The organism is Pseudomonas sp. BE134, from assembly GCF_031456105.1.
Lineage (GTDB): Bacteria > Pseudomonadota > Gammaproteobacteria > Pseudomonadales > Pseudomonadaceae > Aquipseudomonas.
On sequence record NZ_JAVDUA010000025.1, the window covers coordinates 55,845 to 75,204 of the forward strand.

Sequence of the window (19,360 nt, forward strand, 5' to 3'; positions counted from 1 at the left end):
ATGCGGGCCTTGCCCACCGTGCGGCCTTATTACTTATCGATCTAAAACTCCCACAGCCCCACTGGGTCAGTTTCTGAGTACCCGTCGTTTTGACCGGGTATCGATTGACCCTCCCCAACGGAAAAACCGGTAAGGACTTTATGTGCGGATTAGCTGGCGAGTTACGCTTTGATCATCAACCGGCGGACCTCGCGGCCGTTGAACGAATCACCCATCACCTGGCCCCTCGCGGTCCGGATGCCTGGGGTTTTCATGCTCAAGGACCGATTGCCCTTGGCCATCGGCGCCTGAAAATCATGGACCTGTCGGACGGCTCGGCGCAGCCGATGATCGACAATCAATTGGGCTTGTCCCTGGCCTTCAACGGCGCGATCTATAACTTCCCGGAACTGCGCGACGAGCTCGAAAGCCTCGGTTATGCCTTCTATTCCGGCGGTGACACCGAAGTGCTGCTCAAGGGTTATCACGCGTGGGGCGAAGCGTTGCTGCCCAAGCTCAACGGCATGTTCGCGTTCGCCATTTGGGAACGTGACGCCAAGTGCTTGTTCATCGCCCGCGACCGACTCGGCGTGAAGCCACTGTATCTGTCGCGCACCGGCCAACGACTGCGTTTTGCCTCGGCGTTGCCGGCGCTGCTCAAGGGTGGCGACATCAACCCGATGCTCGACCCGGTGGCACTCAATCATTACCTGAACTTCCACGCCGTGGTCCCGGCGCCTCGCACTTTGCTGGCCGGCATTGAAAAGTTGCCGCCAGCCACCTGGATGCGCATCGAAGCCGATGGCAGCACCACGCAGAAAACCTGGTGGACCCTGCCCTACGGCCCCCACGCCGACGAAATGAACCTGACCCTCGAAGACTGGCGTGACCGCGTGCTCGACAGCACTCGCGAAGCGGTAGCGATCCGTCAACGTGCGGCGGTCGACGTCGGTGTATTGCTCTCGGGCGGTGTCGATTCGAGCCTGCTGGTCGGGCTGTTGCGGGAAGTTGGCGTGGAAAACCTGTCGACCTTCTCCATCGGTTTTCAGGATGCCGGCGGCGAGCGTGGAGATGAATTTCAGTATTCGGATTTGATCGCTAAACACTACGGCACCCAACACCATCAATTGCGCATCGACGAAAAAGAGATCATCGAGCAACTGCCCGCAGCATTCCGCGCCATGAGCGAGCCGATGGTCAGCCATGACTGCATCGCCTTCTATCTGCTGTCCCGCGAAGTGGCCAAACATTGCAAAGTGGTACAGAGCGGCCAAGGCGCGGATGAGTTATTTGCCGGTTATCACTGGTATCCCCAGGTCGAGGGCGCAAGCAATCCCTACACGGCTTACCGTGATGCATTTTTTGATCGCAGCTACGACGATTACGCCGCCACCGTGCAGCCGAAATGGCTGACAGCCAATGACGCAGCCGGTGACTTTGTAAAAGAGCATTTCGCACAGCCCGGCGCCGACGCGGCGGTGGACAAGGCCCTGCGTCTGGACAGTACGGTGATGCTGGTGGATGACCCGGTCAAACGCGTCGACAACATGACCATGGCCTGGGGCCTGGAAGCACGCACGCCGTTTCTCGACTATCGGCTGGTGGAATTGTCGGCTCGCGTGCCGGGCAAATTCAAACTGCCCGACGGCGGCAAACAGGTCTTGAAAGAGGCGGCGCGCCTGGTGATTCCGAGTGAAGTCATCGACCGTAAGAAAGGTTACTTCCCGGTACCCGGTCTCAAGCATTTACAAGGCGATACGTTGAACTGGGTGCGCGACTTGCTGCTCGATCCCGCTCAGGATCGCGGCCTGTTCAACCCGGCCATGCTCGACCGTCTCCTGACTGACCCGCAAGGTCAATTGACTCCGCTGCGCGGCTCCAAATTGTGGCAATTGGCGGCCCTGAACCTGTGGCTCAGTGAACAAGGAATCTGACCGATGAAACCTCATGCCACGGCTTACAGCCAACGCTTGCTGCGCGGCCAGACGCCTTCTTATGAGCGTTTGCAGGCGCGCCTGGCCGAGGATGGCAGCGAACTGAGTGCCGCGCCGATCGCTGTGCACTGCGGCTGGGGCCGGTTACTGATCGGGCACACCTTTCCCGATCCGGCCAGCCTCGCCCAGGAGCTGCTCAATGAGCAGCCGGGTGAGCGCGACATTGCGTTGTACGTTGCCGCGCCTCAGCAAATCCTGGGGCTGGAACCGGCGCAACTGTTTCTGGATCCGTCCGACACCTTGCGGTTGTGGTTCAGTGATTACCGTCAGGCCACCCGTGTGTTTCGCGGCTTTCGCATTCGTCGGACACAGAGCGATGCGGACTGGCACGCAATCAATCAGCTGTATCAGACGCGCGGGATGTTGCCAATCGATGCAAGTCTGCTGACCCCGCGTCACCTGGGCGGCCCGGTGTACTGGCTGGCGGAGGACGAAGACAGCGATGCGATCATCGGCAGTGTCATGGGCCTCAATCACCATAAGGCGTTCAACGACCCGGAAAACGGCAGCAGCCTGTGGTGCCTGGCGGTCGATCCGCACTGTTCGCGACCAGGCGTGGGCGAAGTGTTGGTGCGCCACTTGATCGAGCACTTCATGAGCCGTGGGCTGAGTTACCTCGACTTGTCGGTTCTACACGACAACCGGCAGGCGAAAAACCTTTACGCCAAACTCGGTTTTCGCAACCTCTCGACCTTTGCCATCAAGCGCAAGAACGGCATCAATCAGCCGCTGTTTCTCGGGCCGGGGCCGGAAGCCGAATTTAATCCATATGCACGGATTATCGTCGAGGAAGCCCATCGACGCGGCATAGATGTGCATGTGGATGATGCCGACGCCGGCCTGTTCACGCTCAGCCATGGCGGGCGCCGGGTGCGCTGCCGCGAATCGTTGAGCGACCTGACCAGCGCTATCAGTATGACTTTGTGTCAGGACAAAAGTCTGACGCACAAAGTACTCAAAGCCGCCGGGTTGAACCTGCCTTCGCAACAATTGGCGGGCAACGCTGATGACAACCTGGCGTTTCTCGATGAGCACGAACGGGTGGTGGTCAAGCCGCTGGATGGCGAACAAGGCCATGGCGTTGCCGTGGATTTGCGGACGATTGAAGAAGTGCAGCAAGCCATCGAAGTCGCCCGCCAGTTCGACAGTCGAGTGCTGCTGGAAAGTTTTCACGAAGGCCTTGACCTGCGGATTGTGGTGATCGGGTTTGAGGTGGTGGCGGCGGCGATTCGACGGCCCGCAGAGGTGGTCGGTGACGGCCAGCACTCCATCGGCGCGCTGATCGAAGCCCAGAGCCGGCGACGGCAAGCGGCGACCAGTGGCGAGAGCAAAATCCCCCTGGATCATGAGACCCAGCGCACGTTGCATGCGGCGGGTTACGACTACAGCAGTATTCTGCCGGCGGGCGAGCATTTGTTCGTACGACGTACGGCGAATCTTCATACGGGCGGGATTTTGGAGGACGTCACGGCAATTCTGCATCCGACGTTGGTGGATGCGGCCGTTCGTGCAGCGCGGGCGCTGGATATCCCGATGGTCGGGCTCGACTTGATGGTGCTCGCTGCCGATCAGCCGGAGTATGTGTTTATCGAGGCCAATGAGCGCGCCGGCCTGGCCAACCATGAACCGCAGCCGACGGCTGAGCGATTTGTGGATTTGTTGTTTCCGCATAGTCAGCCGGCTGCCTAGTTCCCTTCTTGATCGTTCCCACGCTCTGCGTGGGAATGCCTCACCGGACGCTCCGCGTCCGCCCTTGGGACGCAGAGCGTCCCCGGCTGCATTCCCACGCAGAGCATGGGAACGATCAGCTCTTCATTCATCAGGAGTTTCCATGACCAGCAAAATTCCCGAACCGGATCTCAACTACCTGCAAAAAGTCCTGCTGGAAATGCTCGCCATTCCCAGCCCGACCGGGTTCACCGACACCATCGTGCGGTATGTCGCCGAACGCCTTGAAGAGCTGGGCATCCCGTTCGAAATGACCCGTCGCGGAACCATCCGTGCAACCCTCAAAGGCAAGAAAAACAGCCCCGACCGCGCGGTTTCCGCGCACCTGGACACTATCGGTGCGGCGGTTCGCGCCATAAAAGATAACGGTCGATTGACGCTGGCGCCGGTCGGTTGCTGGTCCAGTCGTTTTGCCGAGGGCAGTCGGGTCAGCCTGTTTACCGACAACGGCGTCATTCGCGGCAGCGTGTTGCCGCTGATGGCTTCCGGGCACGCCTTCAACACTGCTGTGGACGAGATGCCGATCAGCTGGGATCACATCGAGTTGCGCCTGGATGCCTATTGCGCCACCCGTGCCGACTGCGACTCGCTGGGGATCAGCGTTGGCGATTTCGTGGCCTTCGATCCCTTGCCGGAATTCACCGAAAGCGGACACATCAGCGCCCGTCATCTGGACGACAAGGCCGGCGTTGCTGCATTGCTCGCGGCGATGAAAGCCATCGTCGACAGTGGCGAAGAGTTGATGATCGACTGCCATCCGCTGTTTACCATTACCGAGGAAACGGGCAGCGGCGCGGCTGCGGCGTTACCGTGGGACGTCAGCGAATTCGTCGGCATCGACATTGCGCCCGTCGCGCCCGGCCAGCATTCCAGCGAACACGCAGTCAGTGTGGCGATGCAGGATTCCGGCGGGCCTTATGACTATCACTTGTCGCGACATTTGCTGCGCCTGGCCAGCGACAACGAATTGCCGGTACGCCGCGACCTCTTCCGTTATTACTTCAGCGATGCGCACTCGGCGGTCACTGCCGGCCATGACATTCGTACCGCCCTGCTCGCCTTTGGTTGCGATGCGACGCACGGGTATGAGCGTACGCATATCGACAGCCTTGCGGCATTGAGCCGTTTGCTGGGTGCCTACATTCTGAGCCCGCCGGTGTTTGCCAGCGATGCGCAACCGGCGAAGGGGTCTCTGGACCGGTTCAGTCATCAGATTGAACACGACACGCAGATGGAAAGTGATACGCGGGTGCCGTCGGTGGATAGTCTGGTGGGGCAGCGGTCCGATAGCTGATCAAGGTATCCTCGTCGCCTGAAAAACTGCCATCGCGGGCAAGCCCTAATGCCGATCAGTTAAGCCTTAACGCGAACCGTAGCAGCTGGCGAAGCCTGCGTTCGGCTGCGTAGCAGTCGTGAAATCAGCCGATGCGGTGTTTCAGGCGGACCCCAAACTCATGTTTTACGACTGCTACGCAGCCGAACGCAGGCTGCGCCAGCTGCTACAAAGTGCGGTTCGGCTTAACTGATCGGCATTAGGGCAAGCCCGCTCCCACAGGTTGATCGCATTACCCTGTGCGAGCGAGCCTGCTCGTGATAGCGGCCGCACAGGCCGAGGCTAGCCGCCACCCATCATTCGCCGTAGCATCGCGCCATTGTTTAGCCGAGGTGCCTATGCTGATTCCCTACGACCAACTTGAAGTCGACACCCTGACCCGCCTGATCGAGGATTTCGTGACCCGTGACGGTACGGACAATGGCGATGACACGCCACTGGAAACCCGTGTGTTACGGGTCCGCCAGGCATTGACCAAAGGTCAGGCGCTGATCGTTTTCGACCCGGAAAGCGAGCAATGCCAATTGATGCTCAAGCACGATGTGCCCAAGCATCTGTTTGACTGAACGGTTCAGCGACCCTTGGTCTTGGCCAGTTTGGCCTGGATGCGCTCATAAACCTCAGCCCGATGCACATTCACGCTCAGCGGCGCTTCAACGCCAAAGCGCACACTGTTGCCGCTGACGTCGAGGATACGCACTGAAATGTTGTCACCGATGGAAATCACCTCGCCCACAACGCGACTGAGTACAAGCATGGTATTGGTCCTTGAGGATTGCCGGCCCTTGAAGATGCCCGGCGTTTAACGGGCCTTCAATGCGATGGCGGCAAATCAGTCCTGCCCTACAAGGCTAGATGATCACCCCTGACGGAAGTGTCCGACAAATCGATTGAATGCAGGACCGATCCTTCAGGACGCGGAGAAGCGCGGGCCAAACAGAATGACGCTGGCCCCGATCACACACAGCGACACGCCGATCCAGTCCGAGCTCAAGGGACGGATTCGCTCGACCACCGCCAGCCAACCGATCGAGGCGATGATGTAGATCCCACCGTAGGCGGCATAGGCGCGCCCGGCGTAGGTGGCTTCGACTCGGGTCAGCAGTAATGCGAACAAGGTCAGGCTGAGCAGCGCCGGCACAACCCACAAAACACTTTTGCCTTGGCGTAACCACATCCAGAACGCGAAACAACCGGCGATTTCAAACAGCGCCGCGAGGAAAAACCACAGGTAATTGAGCATGCAGATGCCTCGTGAGGATGGCCGTGGCGGCCACCCTATCGACGCTGATGCCTACGGGCAAGTTCAGCCAGCGTTTTGTTTGGCCTTGGCGCGCATTTTGTCAGCCATGACGGTCATTTCGTTATAGAGCAGTTGTGGGTTCTTCTGTTTGATCGCCCAAGCCATGCGGCCTTGTTCGTGAGGCAGGATCATGAACTCGCCGGCGGCCACCTGTTGGTAGATGTAGTCGGCAATGTCAGTGGCGGTGATCGGCGAACTTTCCAGCAATTTACCGACCTGCGCCTTCATCGCCGGGGTCGGACCACGGAAAGAGTCGAGCAAGTTGGTCTGGAAGAACGACGGGCACACCACATGCACGCTCACTTCCTGCTGTGCCAGTTCGATCAACAGGCTTTCCGACAACGCCACCACTCCGGCCTTGGCCACGTTGTAGTTGCTCATGGCCGGGCCTTGCATCAGGGCGGCCATCGACGCGATGTTGATGATCTTGCCTTTGCTTTCTTCCAATAGCGGCAGGAATGCCTTGCAGCCTTTGACCACCCCCATCAGGTTGATCGCGATCTGCCAGTCCCAGTCTTCCAGCGACAGTTCACTGAAGAAGCCACCGGAAGCAACACCGGCGTTATTGACGATAATATCGATGCCGCCCAGCTTTTCTTCGCAGGCCTGGGCGAATGCGGTCAGCTGGCTGTAATCGCGTACATCGCACCGCTGAACAAAACCATCGCCACCGGCTTCACGAACCAGTTTCAGGGTTTCCTGCAGGCCGGGTTCACTGACATCCGACAATGCCAGTTGCCAGCCTTCGCGCGCCCAGCGCAGCGCGATTTCGCGACCCAGGCCCGAGCCCGCGCCAGTGATCATCATGCGATTTTGCATAGCAAACAGCCTTGTGGTTCCGGGGAAGATGCGCTGAGTGTAGCGAAGGACATTGCCCGACCCACGCTCCATCAGATTGCTGAATGGCCCGAGCAAACCGTGGGCGCGTGTCACTCAACTAACGCTGTATTAAATGAAATAAGCATGCCTTCGAAAAACATTAAAAAAACATGGAATTTTCCGACTCGCGCACCGGTCGGACTTTGTAAGCAGCTAGAAAATTTTGCCTTCCAGCTGACAGTTAAATGACAGGTCATTCCAGAACACTTTCAACAAGGAAATAGACATGGGCACAATTCTGATCGTTATTCTGATCCTCTTGCTGATCGGTGGTCTGCCGGTTTTCCCCCACTCCAGAAGTTGGGGTTATGGCCCGTCGGGTATCATCGGTGTGGTGCTGGTGGTGCTGTTGGTCCTGCTGTTGCTTGGCCGGATATAACGGACATATCGAGTTAACAGACAAAAAAAGAGGCCCTTGAAAAAGGGCCTCTTTTTTATTGTGCCGAAAACTTAGTCCGGCTTGCCATCAACTACACCGGCGGTGTTGTCGATCAGGCTTTTGGTCGCTGTTTGCAGGAACGATTCGAGCTTGAGCTTCAACTCGGCTGTGCGTGGATCATTAGGAACGATCTCGGCACGCGGATTGGCGCCCAGTTCGTAGCGGTACACCTTAGGCTCCATTTCCTTTTCTTTCGGCAGCACCAGAATCTGGTCAGCCGTGATAATGGCCGTAGTCTGTTCGCTGCCCGACGGCTTGATCACGCCAAAACCAGTGTCACCTTCCGGCAGGTTGAGCAGGTCACGACCCCAGCACTGATGGCGCACTTCGCCACCGATACGGCCCATGATGGTCGGCACGATGTCGATCTGAGTGCCCACGGTGTGGTCACGCTGGCCGAACTTTTCCTGGATACCGGGCGCGATCATCAGCATCGGAACGTTGAAACGTCCCAGGTCCATTTCGGTGATTTGTTGCTCGTTACCGAAACCATGGTCACCCACGATGACAAACAGGGTTTCCTTGAAGTACGGCTCTTTACGCGCCTTCTCGAAGAACTGACCCAGCGCCCAGTCGGAGTAGCGCATGGCGGTCAGGTGTTCATTGAGGTTGCCGCGATCAGTCACGCGCTCGACCGGCAAAGGGGTCGGCAAAGCATATGGCGTATGGTTGGACAGCGTTTGCAGCAAGGCATAGAACGGCTTGCCGTTTTCCCGAGCCTTGAGCTCTACCAGGCCACGGTCGAACATGTCCTGGTCGGATACGCCCCAGGTCGGATCAGAAAACACCGGATTCACGTAGTCGTTACGACCGATGAAGTTGGTCATGCCCTGGTTGCTGAAAAAGCCCGACTGGTTATCCCAGGCGAAGTCGCCGTTGTAGACGTACACGTCATCGAAGTCACGGGCACTGAGCAACTGCGGCAGGCCGGACAGTTTGTGGCTGCCTTCCGGGGTCTGCATCAGGTATTCGAAACCCGGCAGGTTCGGGAAGCAGGCCATGGTGGCGAACATGCCCTGGTGGGTATGGGTACCGTTGGAAAAGAAGCGGTCGAACATCAGGCCTTCCTTCGACAGTTTGTCGAGGTACGGCGTGATGTTACCCGGCCCGCCCAGCGCGCCAACCGAGTGACCGGCCATGCTTTCCATCAGGATCACGACCACATTCTTGATCGGTAGGGTCTTGTCGGCCGATGGCGTGTAGTCGCGACGCACGGCGGCTGTTTCGGCATCCACCAGTTTGTCGTCTTTCATCACCAACAGGTCACGCACGGTCTGCTGAGCCAACGGCTGCGGCAGTCTGGCTTTCCAGATGTTGTCGCGATCCTCGGACATCCGGCTCTTGGCCGCCTCGACCAGCGACAGTGTGCCGTTGAGGCCCAACTGGTTGGCGAAGATCGAGTCGGTGGTGTAGACATCACCCCAACGCAACGGTGGGCCTTGACGCAGGGTGCCACGAGCCGCGACCACGCAGATCAGCAGACAGACGACGAACACGCCGATGCGGGCATACCACGGGGCGATCTGGCGCGTGCCGATACTGCCACCGCTGAACGGGCCGCGAGGCCGGGTCGCACGATCCGCGCCCTTGAACGCAAGGGTCAGGATCAATGTGCCAAAGGCCCATGCCAGCAGATAGCGAACCACCGGGAAACCGTACCAGAGCATGCTCATCACGGTTTTCGGGTCTTCTTTCACGTACTGAAAGACCAGGCCGTTGAGGCGCTGGTGAAACTCACGGTAGAAGTCCATCTCCATCAGACCAAGGAACAGCGCGATGCTCGACGTGAGGGTCAGCCAGAAGCGGAAGAACCCACGAGCCGCCATGGCCCGGGCGCTGAACAGTGCCAGCACCAGCGGAACGCAGAGGTAGACCACCAGACGCAGGTCGAAACGCAGGCCGTTGGCGAACGCTTCAAGGAAGGTCGCAGCCGGTGTGTCGAGGATCATCGAGCGGTTGTAGACCAGCAGCGCAACACGCAGCAGGCTGAACATGACCATCATGATCAAGGCGCATAACAGCGTGTAGGCCAGATGCGATTTGACGGTCGGTTGCAGCAGGCGACTAGAAGCTCGCTGCTGATTCAGGGCGTCCGGGATTGCCATGTCGTTTTAGGACCCATTGGAAGTTAAAGTTTCAAAAATACAGCGGCGCCCTGCCCTCTATTGGTCAATACCTGACCCCGGGGCTTGCGCGGTGCGCAAATGTTGCACGATCACCCGCCTCATTGCCATTGATTACTGTTTGGCAGGCAGATGCGGGCGGATTGTCTTGGAGGCATTGTGAAAATTTTGTGCAACGCATATCCGGAAACACAATAAAGCCGCGCCCTGGTGAAAACGCAAACGCCCCGAATCATCCGGGGCGCTTTGCAGAACAACGGGGCGATTACTTCTCGGCACGCTCTTTCAGGGTTTTCAACGTATTGAACGGCGCGTCGACCACAAACTTGTTGGCGACCATCGAAGGCACGCTGCCGCCTGGCTCGGTGTGCACCTGATAGGTCACTTCGACCTGGTCACCCTTGGGTACGAACTTCCAGAACCCGTCGACTTTGGAGACCCGCACAAAACCTTTTTCTTCCGGAATGTACTTCGGTACGCCTTCGAGCTTGCGGGTCAGGCTGCCATCGGCGCCTTCGATGGTGGTGATGTGCAACACCGAATCACGCGGGGTGACAGGCCACGGGGTATTGAACTGGGTGTAGGTCCAGCTTTGATCGCCCTCGTGCTTGAGCAGTTTCTGCATTTTGCACTCGTGAATCCAGGCACAGGCACCGGACACGTCTTCCTGCAAAGCACGCAGTTTGGCAACAGTGGTCTTTATCAGCGTGACGCCCTGATAGGACTTGTAGTCCGAGCCAGGCACTTCGCTCAGGGAGATCTTGATGCCGTCTTCGTTCTTGGCGACCTTCCAGTCTTCAGCCTGGGCGGCCGTCGCGGCGAGCACAGCGGTCAATCCACACAACACAGCGATACGATGCAGCGAACCCATGGTTTTATTCCTTATTGTTGAAGTTCCGTTGTTGAACACATCACGCCGCCGTCATTTGCTCCCACCATCCCAGCAATTTGATCGCTTCGTCACTGCTGCTTCCGCACACTTCAATATCAGCTTCAAAGGCCGAGCACACTGCCGGGCGTTGCGGACTGCCAAAAATGAGGCACAGGTTATCGACCGAAAGTTGGACGCAACGTTCGCCAGCGGCTTTGCCATTGGGCATACCGGGAATCGGTGAGCTGATGGAAGGGGCTATGCAACAGGCGCCACAGCCTTCACGGCATTTCATGATGACGGGCTCCTCATGAGGTGTGATGTGTAAAAGGACGGAGCACAGAGTAACCGCTAAAACAGTCGTTTTAAATTACCTGAAGCGGGGTTTTTCCGTTCAAATCAACGTGACTGAGCAGTCTCCGACAAAGCGTCTGGCCAGCGGGTCACGGACAGTGATGAATTTACCGCTTGAACTCGAAATCCAGCGCCGCGCCTTCGACTTCGCGGCGCTCTTCATTGCGCAGCTGCAGCTGCATTTCATTATTGAGCAACCGACCGTTGAGCTGAAATGGGCTGCTGCCAGTCTTGTCGCCAAACATGGGTGGCAGCAGTGCATCATTGCTGGGCATCGGCACCGTGCCGACCGGTTTCAGTTCCTGTGCCATTTGCGGGGGCAGTCTCAAGTCAAGATGGGCGGGCGGGAGTTCGGTTTTCGCCACTTCGCTGGCCGCTTTTGACTTGGAGGCAATGGGTGGACGCTTTTTCACCATCTTGACGGGCTCGGCTTTTTTGGCCGGCGCCGGTTTGTCCGCGGTTTCGCTGGTCGCCGGTTTTTCCTGACCAGTCTGCGCCATCACACCTTCAGCGTGAACGGTCATCAACAGGCAAAAAAACAGGCAGATGGCAGGGAAAATTGGTTTCATGAACCCGACAGCAAAAAACGGCAGAGGGTCATATGCTCCCCTGTTGCACGCCACATGACAAGCACCGCCGTGAACGACCGGCTCAGAAGCCGCCAGCCGTCTCCTGGCAAAGTTGCGTGGCCAACATCCCCAAGGTCATCAATGCACGCTCGGCTTCACGGTTCCAGGGTGTACCGCAATTCAACCGAATGCAGTGATTGAACTGCTCGGTGTTACTGAAGATAAGCCCCGGCGCAATACTGATGCCCTGCTGCAACGCCCGCACGTGCAATTCCTGTGTGTTGACCCGCCCCGGCAAACTGACCCACAAAATGAAGCCACCGGTGGGTCGGGTCATTTGTGTGCCTTCAGGGAAATATTGCTGAACGGCCAGCTGGAAGGCGCTGAGGTTCTTGCGGTATTCCTGACGGATGTAGCGTAAGTGGCGGTCGTAACCGCCGTTTTCCAGATAAGCCGCAATGCCCATTTGCGTGACGCTGCAGGCCGAATGGGTACTGAATGTCTGCAAGCGCTGAATTTCCTGCTGATACTTGCCGGCAATCATCCAGCCGATCCGCACGCCCGGCGACAGGGTTTTGGAGAAACTTGAACAATAGATGACCCGATCCAGCCGGTCATAGGCCTTGAGCGATTTGGTACGCCCCTGCTCGAACATCAGTTCGCCGTAAATATCGTCTTCGACAATCTGGATATCGAAATCCGACGCCAGGCGCAGCAATTGTTTCTGCCGCTCCTCGGGCATGGTCCCACCCAACGGATTGCTCAGACGCGTGGTCAGCACCAGCGCCTTGATCGACCACTGGTTGGCCGCCAGTTGCAAGGCTTCGAGGCTCATGCCGGTGGCGGGGTCGCTCGGAATTTCGATCACTTTGAGGCCGAGCAAGTCTGCCAGTTGCAGCAGGCCATAATACGTCGGCGATTCGGCGGCAATCAGGTCGCCCGGCCGGGTCAATACACGCAGGGACATCTGCAACGCATCAACACAGCCGTGGGTGATGACCACTTCGGTCGGATCAACCACCACACCGGCATCGCGCATGCGGATCGCCACTTGCCGGCGCAACGGCTCAAAACCGGGGCTGAACATGTAGCTGAACGCCCGCGGGCTATGGAAACGGGTAACTTTGGCCAATTGCTGATGCAGCGCCCGCACCGGCAGGTAATCGACGCTGGGCACTGCGGCGCCCAACGGAAAAACACCTTCGCGGCGGGATTCGACCAACACTTGTTGAATGATACTGCTACGAGTGACCAGACCCGGACGCTCGACCCGGGCGATGTCCGGTGTCGGCGCGGTCAGGGCTGGCGTCTGGTGAACGTAATAGCCAGATTGCGGCCGCGCCCGGATCAACCCCTGGTCTTCAAGATTCGCATACGCCTGCAACACCGTCGCATGGCTGACGTTGAGCTGAGAGCTCATCTTGCGCACCGAAGGTACGCGCTCCCCCGGTTGATAGACACCACGGCGGATGTCTTCGGCCAGTTGTTGAGCAATACGTTGGTAGAGCAAGAGATTGGTCATGACGCAGCACTCGATTTCACGGGCATTTTATTCTTGTGCGAAACAATACCGGAACAGTTTAGAAGTGTACGGGGACAGTTGCCACAATAGTCGACCGTACAGTGCAGTGTCAGCAAAATCTGTACTGCTTTTGCCCTGAGTCAGGCAATTGGCAGGCGTAAAAAAACCCGGCGCTGTCTGGCAGGCCGGGTTTTCCAGAGACGCAGCCCTTAGCGGGCAGCGCCAAGCTGGCCTTTTTCGTCGGAGAACACAATTTCCACCCGACGGTTCTGCGCACGGCCACGCTCGGAGGCGTTCACGTCCACCGGGTATTCATCGCCGTAACCTTCGACCTTTATGCGTTTGTCGTCGATCCCCAGATCCATCAGCACATCCGCCACTGATTGCGCACGGTCACGGGACAGTTTGAGGTTGTCGTGCTTGCCGCCGGTGCTGTCGGTGTAGCCTTCGATCCGTACCACGCGTTTCGGATTGAGCTGCAGGAACTGAACAATTTTCAGCACTACACGGTTCGCCGAGTTTTTCAGCTCGGCTTCACCCGTATCGAACAGCACATCGCCCAATGTCATCACCAGCCCCCGGTCAGTCTGGGTGGTTGCCAACGCGACAATCTGTTCTTCAAGCCACTTGCCCTGCTGCTGAACGCTGAGCAATTTGGATTCACGCAGTGCCAATTGCAGACGCTGGCGCTCCAGTTCGAGCTTTGCAGCACGTTCTTCGTTGAGCACCTGATTGGTGTGTTCACGGGCGATTTCGCTGTAGCGCTGGCTCAGGTAGGCGTAATGCACCACGTCCGAACCGCTGCCCCAATAGCTGGACAGGCGATCAGCGCGAGCCAGGGACTCACCGGCGCGGATGACGTCTTTGGGCGCGATACGCAGCACATTGGAATCTTCCTTGACCTTCTGGAAGTCAGCACCCGCTTCTTGCAATGCGGCTTCACTGTGTTGGCCGGCGCAGCCATACAAGCTGGCGCACCCGGCAAGGATCAAGCTGCCGAGGACTTTGGACTTGAGGCTCATTGGGCATCTCCCAGTTGCTTGCGCAGACGGGTGATGCGGGTATTGAGCACGTTCAGTTGCTCCTCGCTTTTGAGGGTCAGCACCTTGGCCTCGGCCAGGCGCGCATCCAGTTCGGCCTGTTCGGCCCGCATGCGCGCACGCTTGTAGGACTGATCGGCCATGTTGCCTTGGACACGAGCAAATTTTTCTTCAGCCAGTTTCATTTCCGGCATGTCATCGGCGGTGGCGCCCACGGCTTTGGCTTGTACGAGTGCCTGTTCGGTCAGGCGAATCTGTTCATTTGGCGCCGGATCGGCTGCACAACCCGCCAGAGCCAGAACGGCCAGGGCAGCGAAAAGAGGTCGGATACTCACTAAAAATCCCTACTGTTTTGGGGTACTGACTGGTTGTTGCTGTTGCGCTTTCCAACGCTCGATATTGCGTTGCAACGCGGCGTCCGTCAGTCCTGAGGCGGGCAATTCTGTCATCTTTTTGGCCAGCTGTCCGCGCAACCACGGATCGTTGCAGGCGGAGTTATGGGAAACAGCGAGGTACAGACCGGGCTTGTCGATCGGTTGCGGGTGGGCGACCAGGTCGTTGGCCATGTTAAGCGTCTGCGCGATCGCCGTGCCTGAATAGCGTCCGGCGAGGACAAATTCCACCTCACCCAGGAGCAATTTCTGAAAAGCCTGGGTCAGGTTGGGCGTCCGGTTGAGGGTCAATTGCTGATCGGCAAAAGTGCCGAATGCCGGAGTCATTCGAGACTTTTCCGACACCGCGCCGGGATGACCGTGAAGGTCCTGGACATCGCTGTAGATCAATGGGGAATTCTTGCGGGTCCAGACCAGGTAGTCGTTTTCCAACAGGGGCGGATGAATGTAATCCAGGGTTTCCAGCTCACTGACGGTCAACGGCGCATCGGCCAGCATATCCATGCGCCCGCTGCGCACTTCGTCCAGCGCCTGGGATCGTTTGCCGGCAAAAAGCAGTTCGACCTTGATGCCCAACTCCCCCGCCACGTGCTGCAACAGATCAGCACTGGCACCGATCAGTTTTCCAGGATTTTTCGGGTCTTGCCACAGGTACGGAGGTGCGTCCGGGCTGCCGGTCACGATCAGTCGCTCGCACTTGCCCGCTGCATTGCCCAGCGCCGGCAACATCGTCAAACCCAGCAGCAATGGCCAGCCGCACACGCGACGCAGATCCATGGCAACACTCTCCACTCAAATCCGGAACAAAAAAAAGCCCGACCAAAAGGTCGGGCTCTTTATAAGTCAGGCCGCTGGATTAAACCAGCTTCTCGAACTCGGGAATGGCTTCGAACAGGTCTGCCACCAGGCCGTAATCGGCAACCTGGAAGATCGGCGCTTCTTCGTCCTTGTTGATCGCAACGATCACTTTGGAGTCTTTCATGCCGGCCAGGTGCTGGATCGCGCCGGAGATACCGACCGCGATGTACAGCTGTGGTGCAACGATCTTGCCGGTCTGACCGACCTGCATGTCGTTGGGTACAAAACCTGCGTCGACCGCGGCGCGGGAAGCACCGACGGCAGCGCCCAGCTTGTCGGCCAGGGCGTACAGGTGTTTGAAGTTATCGCCGTTCTGCATGCCACGACCGCCGGAAACGACGATCTTGGCAGCGGTCAGTTCCGGACGATCGGACTTGGCCAGTTCTTCGCCAACGAAGCTCGAAGTGCCCGCGTCGTGAGCAGCGGCAACGGCTTCAACAGCGGCCGAACCACCTTCAGCCGCCACCGGGTCGAAACCGGTAGCACGCACGGTGATCACTTTCACGGCAGCGTTCGATTGCACGGTAGCGATGGCGTTACCGGCGTAGATCGGACGCTTGAAGGTGTCAGCGCTTTCGACCGAGATGATCTCGGAGATCTGGTCAACGTCCAGCTGCGCGGCAACGCGTGGCAGGATGTTTTTGCCGTTGGAAGTGGCGGCAGCCAAGATGTGGCTGAAGCCCTTGCCCAACTCTGCAACCAGAGGAGCGACGTTTTCCGGCAGTTGGTGAGCGTAGGCGGCGTTGTCGGCCACCAGCACTTTCGTCACGCCAGCGATTTTCGCAGCGGCTTCAGCCACGGCGCCAACGCCCTGACCGGCGACCAGAACGTGGATGTCACCACCAATTTTGGCGGCAGCAGCAACGGTGTTCAGGGTGGCAGGAGCCACAACCTTGTTGTCGTGCTCAGCGATTACCAAGATAGTCATGATTAGATTACCTTCGCTTCGTTTTTCAGTTTCTCGACCAGTTCAGCCACCGACTTGACCTTGATACCCGCGCTGCGTGCAGCAGGCGCTTCGACTTTCACGGTCTTGTTGGTGGAGGCGGTGGAAACGCCCAAAGCATCCGGAGTCAGCACTTCGAGAGGCTTCTTCTTGGCTTTCATGATGTTTGGCAGGGACGCGTAGCGCGGCTCGTTCAAACGCAGGTCGGTGGTGACGATGGCCGGCAGTTTCAGGGAAACTGTCTGCGCGCCGCCGTCGACTTCGCGAGTCACGGCAACGCTGTCGCCGCTGATTTCAACTTTGGACGCGAACGTGCCCTGACCATAGCCGCTCAATGCAGCGAGCATCTGGCCAGTCTGGTTGTTGTCGCTGTCGATCGCTTGTTTGCCAAGGATCACCAGCTGAGGCTGTTCCTTGTCGACAACAGCTTTCAACAGTTTGGCAACGGCCAGGGAAGTCAGGTCTTCGGCGGATTCGACGAGGATGGCGCGGTCGGCACCCAGAGCCAGCGCGGTGCGCAGTTGCTCTTGAGCGGTGGACGGACCAACGGAGACGACGACGATTTCAGTCGCAACACCTTTCTCTTTCAGGCGTACGGCTTCTTCCACTGCGATTTCGCAGAACGGGTTCATCGACATCTTGACGTTGGCGAGGTCGACGCCGGAATTGTCCGCCTTGACGCGAACCTTGACGTTGTAATCAACAACGCGTTTGACAGCTACAAGAACCTTCATGGATTCCTCGTTACTCTCCGGTGAAAAGAAAGTCGCCTAGGCGAACCTGGCGGTTGATGCTCATCGGGCGCAAGGGCACCTCTAAAAACGCTGGCAAAAGTGTCAAGTGACCACCGCTCACAATGATGATGACCATTCGTCAGGGGTGACCGACGAGTCATTCATTATCGTGGCGTGTAAACTGCGCGCCATACGTGCGCTGCGCATCACCTTGTACTGCCATCGCCCTGTCTTTAGAGGTGCTCTTGAAACCAACTGTGTGCCTACGGCGAGCGCAAAACCGCCCGTATCTTGACCGGAACGCCTATTCCGGTCAATACGCTAAAATGGCCGTTCGTAAGCCGCGTGACTTTGATTTCTCTGGCTTTGAGCCAATTCAAACAAACGTTTGTATTGGACGCTGAGAGTGGTGTAGATATAATGCGCCACCCAGAGAGAAAGGTGGACTATCGATTGTCCTGATCCGCGCTCGCGCAGGGATTCATGGATGCGACACCAAACCTCCAATTAGAAAAAAAACTGTTGAGCCTTGAGTAGGAGATAACCTGTGGAACGCGAATACATGGAATTCGACGTCGTCATCGTCGGTGCCGGCCCCGCTGGTCTTTCCGCTGCCTGCCGCTTGAAGCAGAAGGCTGCTGAAGCCGGTAAGGAAATCAGCGTCTGCGTGGTCGAAAAAGGCTCCGAAGTCGGTGCTCACATCCTGTCTGGTGCCGTGTTCGAACCACGCGCCCTGAACGAATTGTTCCCGGACTGGAAAGAACTCGGCGCCCCGCTGAACACACCGGTCACCCGCGATGACATCTTCGTTCTCAAGAACGCTGAAAGCGCGCAAAAAATCCCTGACCTCTTTGTGCCCAAGACCATGCACAACGAGGGTAACTACATCATCTCCCTGGGCAACCTGTGCCGCTGGCTGGCCCAGCAGGCCGAGAACCTGGGCGTAGAAATCTACCCAGGCTTCGCCGCTCAGGAAGCGTTGATCGACGAGAACGGTGTGGTGCGCGGCATCATCACGGGCGACTTGGGTGTGGATCGCGAAGGCAATCCGAAGGAAGGCCTGTACACACCGGGCATGGAACTGCGTGGCAAGTACACGCTGTTCGCCGAAGGTTGCCGTGGCCACATCGGCAAGCAGCTGATCAAGCGTTTCAACCTCGACAGCGAAGCCGACGCCCAGCACTACGGCATCGGCCTGAAAGAAATCTGGGAAATCGACCCGGCCAAGCATCAGCCAGGCCTGGTAGTTCACACCGCCGGCTGGCCGCTGGACATCATGGGCACCGAGAACACCGGCGGCTCCTTCCTCTATCACCTGGAAAACAACCAGGTGGTGGTCGGCCTGATCGTCGATCTCTCCTACAGCAACACTTACCTGTCGCCGTTCGATGAGTTCCAGCGCCTCAAGCACCACCCGGTGCTCAAGCAGTACCTGGAAGGCGGAAAACGCATCAGCTACGGCGCTCGCGCCATCTGCAAAGGCGGCCTGAACTCGTTGCCGAAAATGGTCTTCAAGGGCGGCGCGCTGATCGGTTGCGACCTCGGCACCCTGAACTTCGCCAAGATCAAAGGCAGCCACACCGCGATGAAGTCCGGCATGCTCGCCGCTGAATCCGTGGCCGAGGCGCTGTTCGCCGAGAAAGACGGCACCGAAGAACTGACCACTTATGTCGACGCGTTCAAGAAGAGCTGGCTCTACGACGAACTGTTCGCCAGCCGCAACTTCGGCCCGGCGATTCACAAGTTCGGCGCGATCGTCGGCGGTGGTTTCAACTGGCTGGACCAGAACATCTTCGGCGGCAAACTGCCGTTCACCTTGCACGACACCAAGCCGGATTACGCCTGCCTGAAGCTGGCGGCGGACTGCAAGAAGATCGACTACCCGAAACCGGACGGCAAGATCAGCTTCGACAAACTCAGCTCGGTTTTCATCTCCGGTACCAACCACGAAGAAGAACAGCCGTGCCACTTGAAACTGGCCGACCCAAGCATCCCGATCAGCAAAAACCTGCCGCTGTACGATGAGCCTGCCCAGCGCTACTGCCCGGCCGGCGTGTACGAAGTGATCACCATGGAAGACGGCGAGAAGCGCTTCCAGATCAACGCCCAGAACTGCGTTCACTGCAAGACCTGCGACATCAAGGACCCTGCACAGAACATCACCTGGGTGACACCGGAAGGTGCTGGCGGCCCGACTTACCCGAACATGTAAGTTGAACGCCTGAACATCAAGGCTCCCGATCGGGGGCCTTTTTGTTGCCCGCTATTCAATCCAAACCACAAAACCAATGTGAAT

19 protein-coding genes are annotated in these 19,360 nt (G+C 58.2%); 6 read left to right on the top strand and 13 right to left on the bottom strand.

The features are described from left to right. Positions 1-140: 140 nt before the first annotated feature. From J2Y56_RS20215 to J2Y56_RS20230, 4 genes are all read left to right on the top strand, one after another. Positions 141-1,913: an N-acetylglutaminylglutamine amidotransferase gene (locus J2Y56_RS20215; protein WP_310352234.1), complete on the top strand. Its 1,773-nt coding sequence runs from the start codon at positions 141-143 to the stop codon at positions 1,911-1,913. Between the two features lie 3 nt (positions 1,914-1,916). Further along, positions 1,917-3,662 (top strand): N-acetylglutaminylglutamine synthetase, encoded by a 1,746-nt coding sequence (ngg, locus tag J2Y56_RS20220; protein WP_007945787.1) that lies wholly within the window; start codon positions 1,917-1,919, stop codon positions 3,660-3,662. Between the two features lie 142 nt (positions 3,663-3,804). Further along, the gene (locus J2Y56_RS20225) at positions 3,805-4,995 is read left to right on the top strand and encodes an osmoprotectant NAGGN system M42 family peptidase (protein WP_007945786.1); all 1,191 of its coding nucleotides are present in this window, start codon (positions 3,805-3,807) and stop codon (positions 4,993-4,995) included. Between the two features lie 377 nt (positions 4,996-5,372). Further along, a complete protein-coding gene (locus tag J2Y56_RS20230; protein WP_007945785.1) occupies positions 5,373-5,600 on the top strand; it encodes a YheU family protein in 228 nt (75 codons plus the stop codon). A 5-nt stretch (positions 5,601-5,605) separates the two neighbouring features. Here J2Y56_RS20230 and csrA read toward each other — a convergent pair whose 3' ends face one another. The 3 genes from csrA to J2Y56_RS20245 all read right to left on the bottom strand — a co-directional run bounded on the left by csrA (position 5,606) and on the right by J2Y56_RS20245 (position 7,156). After that, entirely contained in the window at positions 5,606-5,791 is a 186-nt protein-coding gene (gene csrA, locus J2Y56_RS20235; RefSeq protein WP_007945784.1) for a carbon storage regulator CsrA, read from the bottom strand. 153 nt (positions 5,792-5,944) lie between these two features. Then, positions 5,945-6,277, bottom strand: coding sequence for a YnfA family protein (locus tag J2Y56_RS20240; protein ID WP_310333827.1), 333 nt, complete (start codon positions 6,275-6,277; stop codon positions 5,945-5,947). Positions 6,278-6,340: 63 nt separating this feature from the next. Then, positions 6,341-7,156, bottom strand: a complete 816-nt coding sequence (locus J2Y56_RS20245) for an SDR family oxidoreductase (protein WP_007945782.1) — start codon at positions 7,154-7,156, stop codon at positions 6,341-6,343. A gap of 280 nt (positions 7,157-7,436) precedes the next feature. On the opposite strand from J2Y56_RS20245, the gene J2Y56_RS20250 reads away from it, so the two are divergent. Continuing rightward, complete coding sequence (locus J2Y56_RS20250) at positions 7,437-7,595, top strand: DUF3309 family protein (protein ID WP_177323429.1); 159 nt, start codon at positions 7,437-7,439, stop codon at positions 7,593-7,595. Positions 7,596-7,666: 71 nt separating this feature from the next. On the opposite strand, the gene J2Y56_RS20255 is transcribed toward J2Y56_RS20250, so the two are convergent. The 10 genes from J2Y56_RS20255 to J2Y56_RS20300 form a co-directional block, all read right to left on the bottom strand. Continuing rightward, positions 7,667-9,760, bottom strand: coding sequence for an LTA synthase family protein (locus J2Y56_RS20255; RefSeq protein ID WP_007945779.1), 2,094 nt, complete (start codon positions 9,758-9,760; stop codon positions 7,667-7,669). A 283-nt stretch (positions 9,761-10,043) separates the two neighbouring features. Further along, positions 10,044-10,649, bottom strand: a complete 606-nt coding sequence (locus J2Y56_RS20260; protein ID WP_310352237.1) for an START domain-containing protein — start codon at positions 10,647-10,649, stop codon at positions 10,044-10,046. A gap of 40 nt (positions 10,650-10,689) precedes the next feature. Then, on the bottom strand, positions 10,690-10,944 hold the full coding sequence (locus tag J2Y56_RS20265; RefSeq protein ID WP_007945777.1) for a YkgJ family cysteine cluster protein: 255 nt from the start codon (positions 10,942-10,944) through the stop codon (positions 10,690-10,692). A 166-nt stretch (positions 10,945-11,110) separates the two neighbouring features. Continuing rightward, complete coding sequence (locus J2Y56_RS20270) at positions 11,111-11,572, bottom strand: hypothetical protein (RefSeq protein WP_007945776.1); 462 nt, start codon at positions 11,570-11,572, stop codon at positions 11,111-11,113. A gap of 82 nt (positions 11,573-11,654) precedes the next feature. Then, entirely contained in the window at positions 11,655-13,094 is a 1,440-nt protein-coding gene (locus J2Y56_RS20275; RefSeq protein WP_310333835.1) for a PLP-dependent aminotransferase family protein, read from the bottom strand. Between the two features lie 209 nt (positions 13,095-13,303). Then, a complete protein-coding gene (locus tag J2Y56_RS20280) occupies positions 13,304-14,116 on the bottom strand; it encodes an OmpA family protein (protein WP_007945685.1) in 813 nt (270 codons plus the stop codon). After that, a complete protein-coding gene (locus tag J2Y56_RS20285) occupies positions 14,113-14,469 on the bottom strand; it encodes a DUF4398 domain-containing protein (protein ID WP_007945686.1) in 357 nt (118 codons plus the stop codon). Before J2Y56_RS20285 ends, J2Y56_RS20280 begins: the two co-directional genes overlap by 4 nt. A gap of 9 nt (positions 14,470-14,478) precedes the next feature. Further along, positions 14,479-15,303, bottom strand: coding sequence for an ABC transporter substrate-binding protein (locus J2Y56_RS20290; RefSeq protein ID WP_007945691.1), 825 nt, complete (start codon positions 15,301-15,303; stop codon positions 14,479-14,481). Positions 15,304-15,382: 79 nt separating this feature from the next. Then, the gene (locus tag J2Y56_RS20295) at positions 15,383-16,312 is read right to left on the bottom strand and encodes an electron transfer flavoprotein subunit alpha/FixB family protein (RefSeq protein WP_007945692.1); all 930 of its coding nucleotides are present in this window, start codon (positions 16,310-16,312) and stop codon (positions 15,383-15,385) included. A gap of 2 nt (positions 16,313-16,314) precedes the next feature. Then, positions 16,315-17,064 carry an electron transfer flavoprotein subunit beta/FixA family protein gene (locus J2Y56_RS20300; protein ID WP_007945693.1) on the bottom strand — a complete coding sequence of 250 codons (750 nt, stop codon included), beginning with the start codon at positions 17,062-17,064 and terminating at the stop codon, positions 16,315-16,317. A gap of 547 nt (positions 17,065-17,611) precedes the next feature. On the opposite strand from J2Y56_RS20300, the gene J2Y56_RS20305 reads away from it, so the two are divergent. Beyond that, complete coding sequence (locus J2Y56_RS20305; RefSeq protein WP_310352240.1) at positions 17,612-19,276, top strand: electron transfer flavoprotein-ubiquinone oxidoreductase; 1,665 nt, start codon at positions 17,612-17,614, stop codon at positions 19,274-19,276. The last annotated feature ends 84 nt before the right edge of the window (positions 19,277-19,360 follow it).

Excerpts from the sequence above, each read along its gene's own strand:
- J2Y56_RS20295 (WP_007945692.1), bottom strand. The coding sequence starts at position 16,312 with ATGACTATCTTGGTAATCGCTGAGCACGACAACAAGGTTGTGGCTCCT.
- J2Y56_RS20270 (WP_007945776.1), bottom strand. The coding sequence starts at position 11,572 with ATGAAACCAATTTTCCCTGCCATCTGCCTGTTTTTTTGCCTGTTGATG.
- ngg (WP_007945787.1), top strand. The coding sequence starts at position 1,917 with ATGAAACCTCATGCCACGGCTTACAGCCAACGCTTGCTGCGCGGCCAG.
- csrA (WP_007945784.1), bottom strand. The coding sequence starts at position 5,791 with ATGCTTGTACTCAGTCGCGTTGTGGGCGAGGTGATTTCCATCGGTGAC.
- J2Y56_RS20275 (WP_310333835.1), bottom strand. The coding sequence starts at position 13,094 with ATGACCAATCTCTTGCTCTACCAACGTATTGCTCAACAACTGGCCGAA.
- J2Y56_RS20265 (WP_007945777.1), bottom strand. The coding sequence starts at position 10,944 with ATGAAATGCCGTGAAGGCTGTGGCGCCTGTTGCATAGCCCCTTCCATC.
- J2Y56_RS20255 (WP_007945779.1), bottom strand. The coding sequence starts at position 9,760 with ATGGCAATCCCGGACGCCCTGAATCAGCAGCGAGCTTCTAGTCGCCTG.
- J2Y56_RS20215 (WP_310352234.1), top strand. The coding sequence starts at position 141 with ATGTGCGGATTAGCTGGCGAGTTACGCTTTGATCATCAACCGGCGGAC.
- J2Y56_RS20260 (WP_310352237.1), bottom strand. The coding sequence starts at position 10,649 with ATGGGTTCGCTGCATCGTATCGCTGTGTTGTGTGGATTGACCGCTGTG.
- J2Y56_RS20240 (WP_310333827.1), bottom strand. The coding sequence starts at position 6,277 with ATGCTCAATTACCTGTGGTTTTTCCTCGCGGCGCTGTTTGAAATCGCC.
- J2Y56_RS20300 (WP_007945693.1), bottom strand. The coding sequence starts at position 17,064 with ATGAAGGTTCTTGTAGCTGTCAAACGCGTTGTTGATTACAACGTCAAG.
- J2Y56_RS20280 (WP_007945685.1), bottom strand. The coding sequence starts at position 14,116 with ATGAGCCTCAAGTCCAAAGTCCTCGGCAGCTTGATCCTTGCCGGGTGC.
- J2Y56_RS20225 (WP_007945786.1), top strand. The coding sequence starts at position 3,805 with ATGACCAGCAAAATTCCCGAACCGGATCTCAACTACCTGCAAAAAGTC.
- J2Y56_RS20245 (WP_007945782.1), bottom strand. The coding sequence starts at position 7,156 with ATGCAAAATCGCATGATGATCACTGGCGCGGGCTCGGGCCTGGGTCGC.
- J2Y56_RS20290 (WP_007945691.1), bottom strand. The coding sequence starts at position 15,303 with ATGGATCTGCGTCGCGTGTGCGGCTGGCCATTGCTGCTGGGTTTGACG.
- J2Y56_RS20230 (WP_007945785.1), top strand. The coding sequence starts at position 5,373 with ATGCTGATTCCCTACGACCAACTTGAAGTCGACACCCTGACCCGCCTG.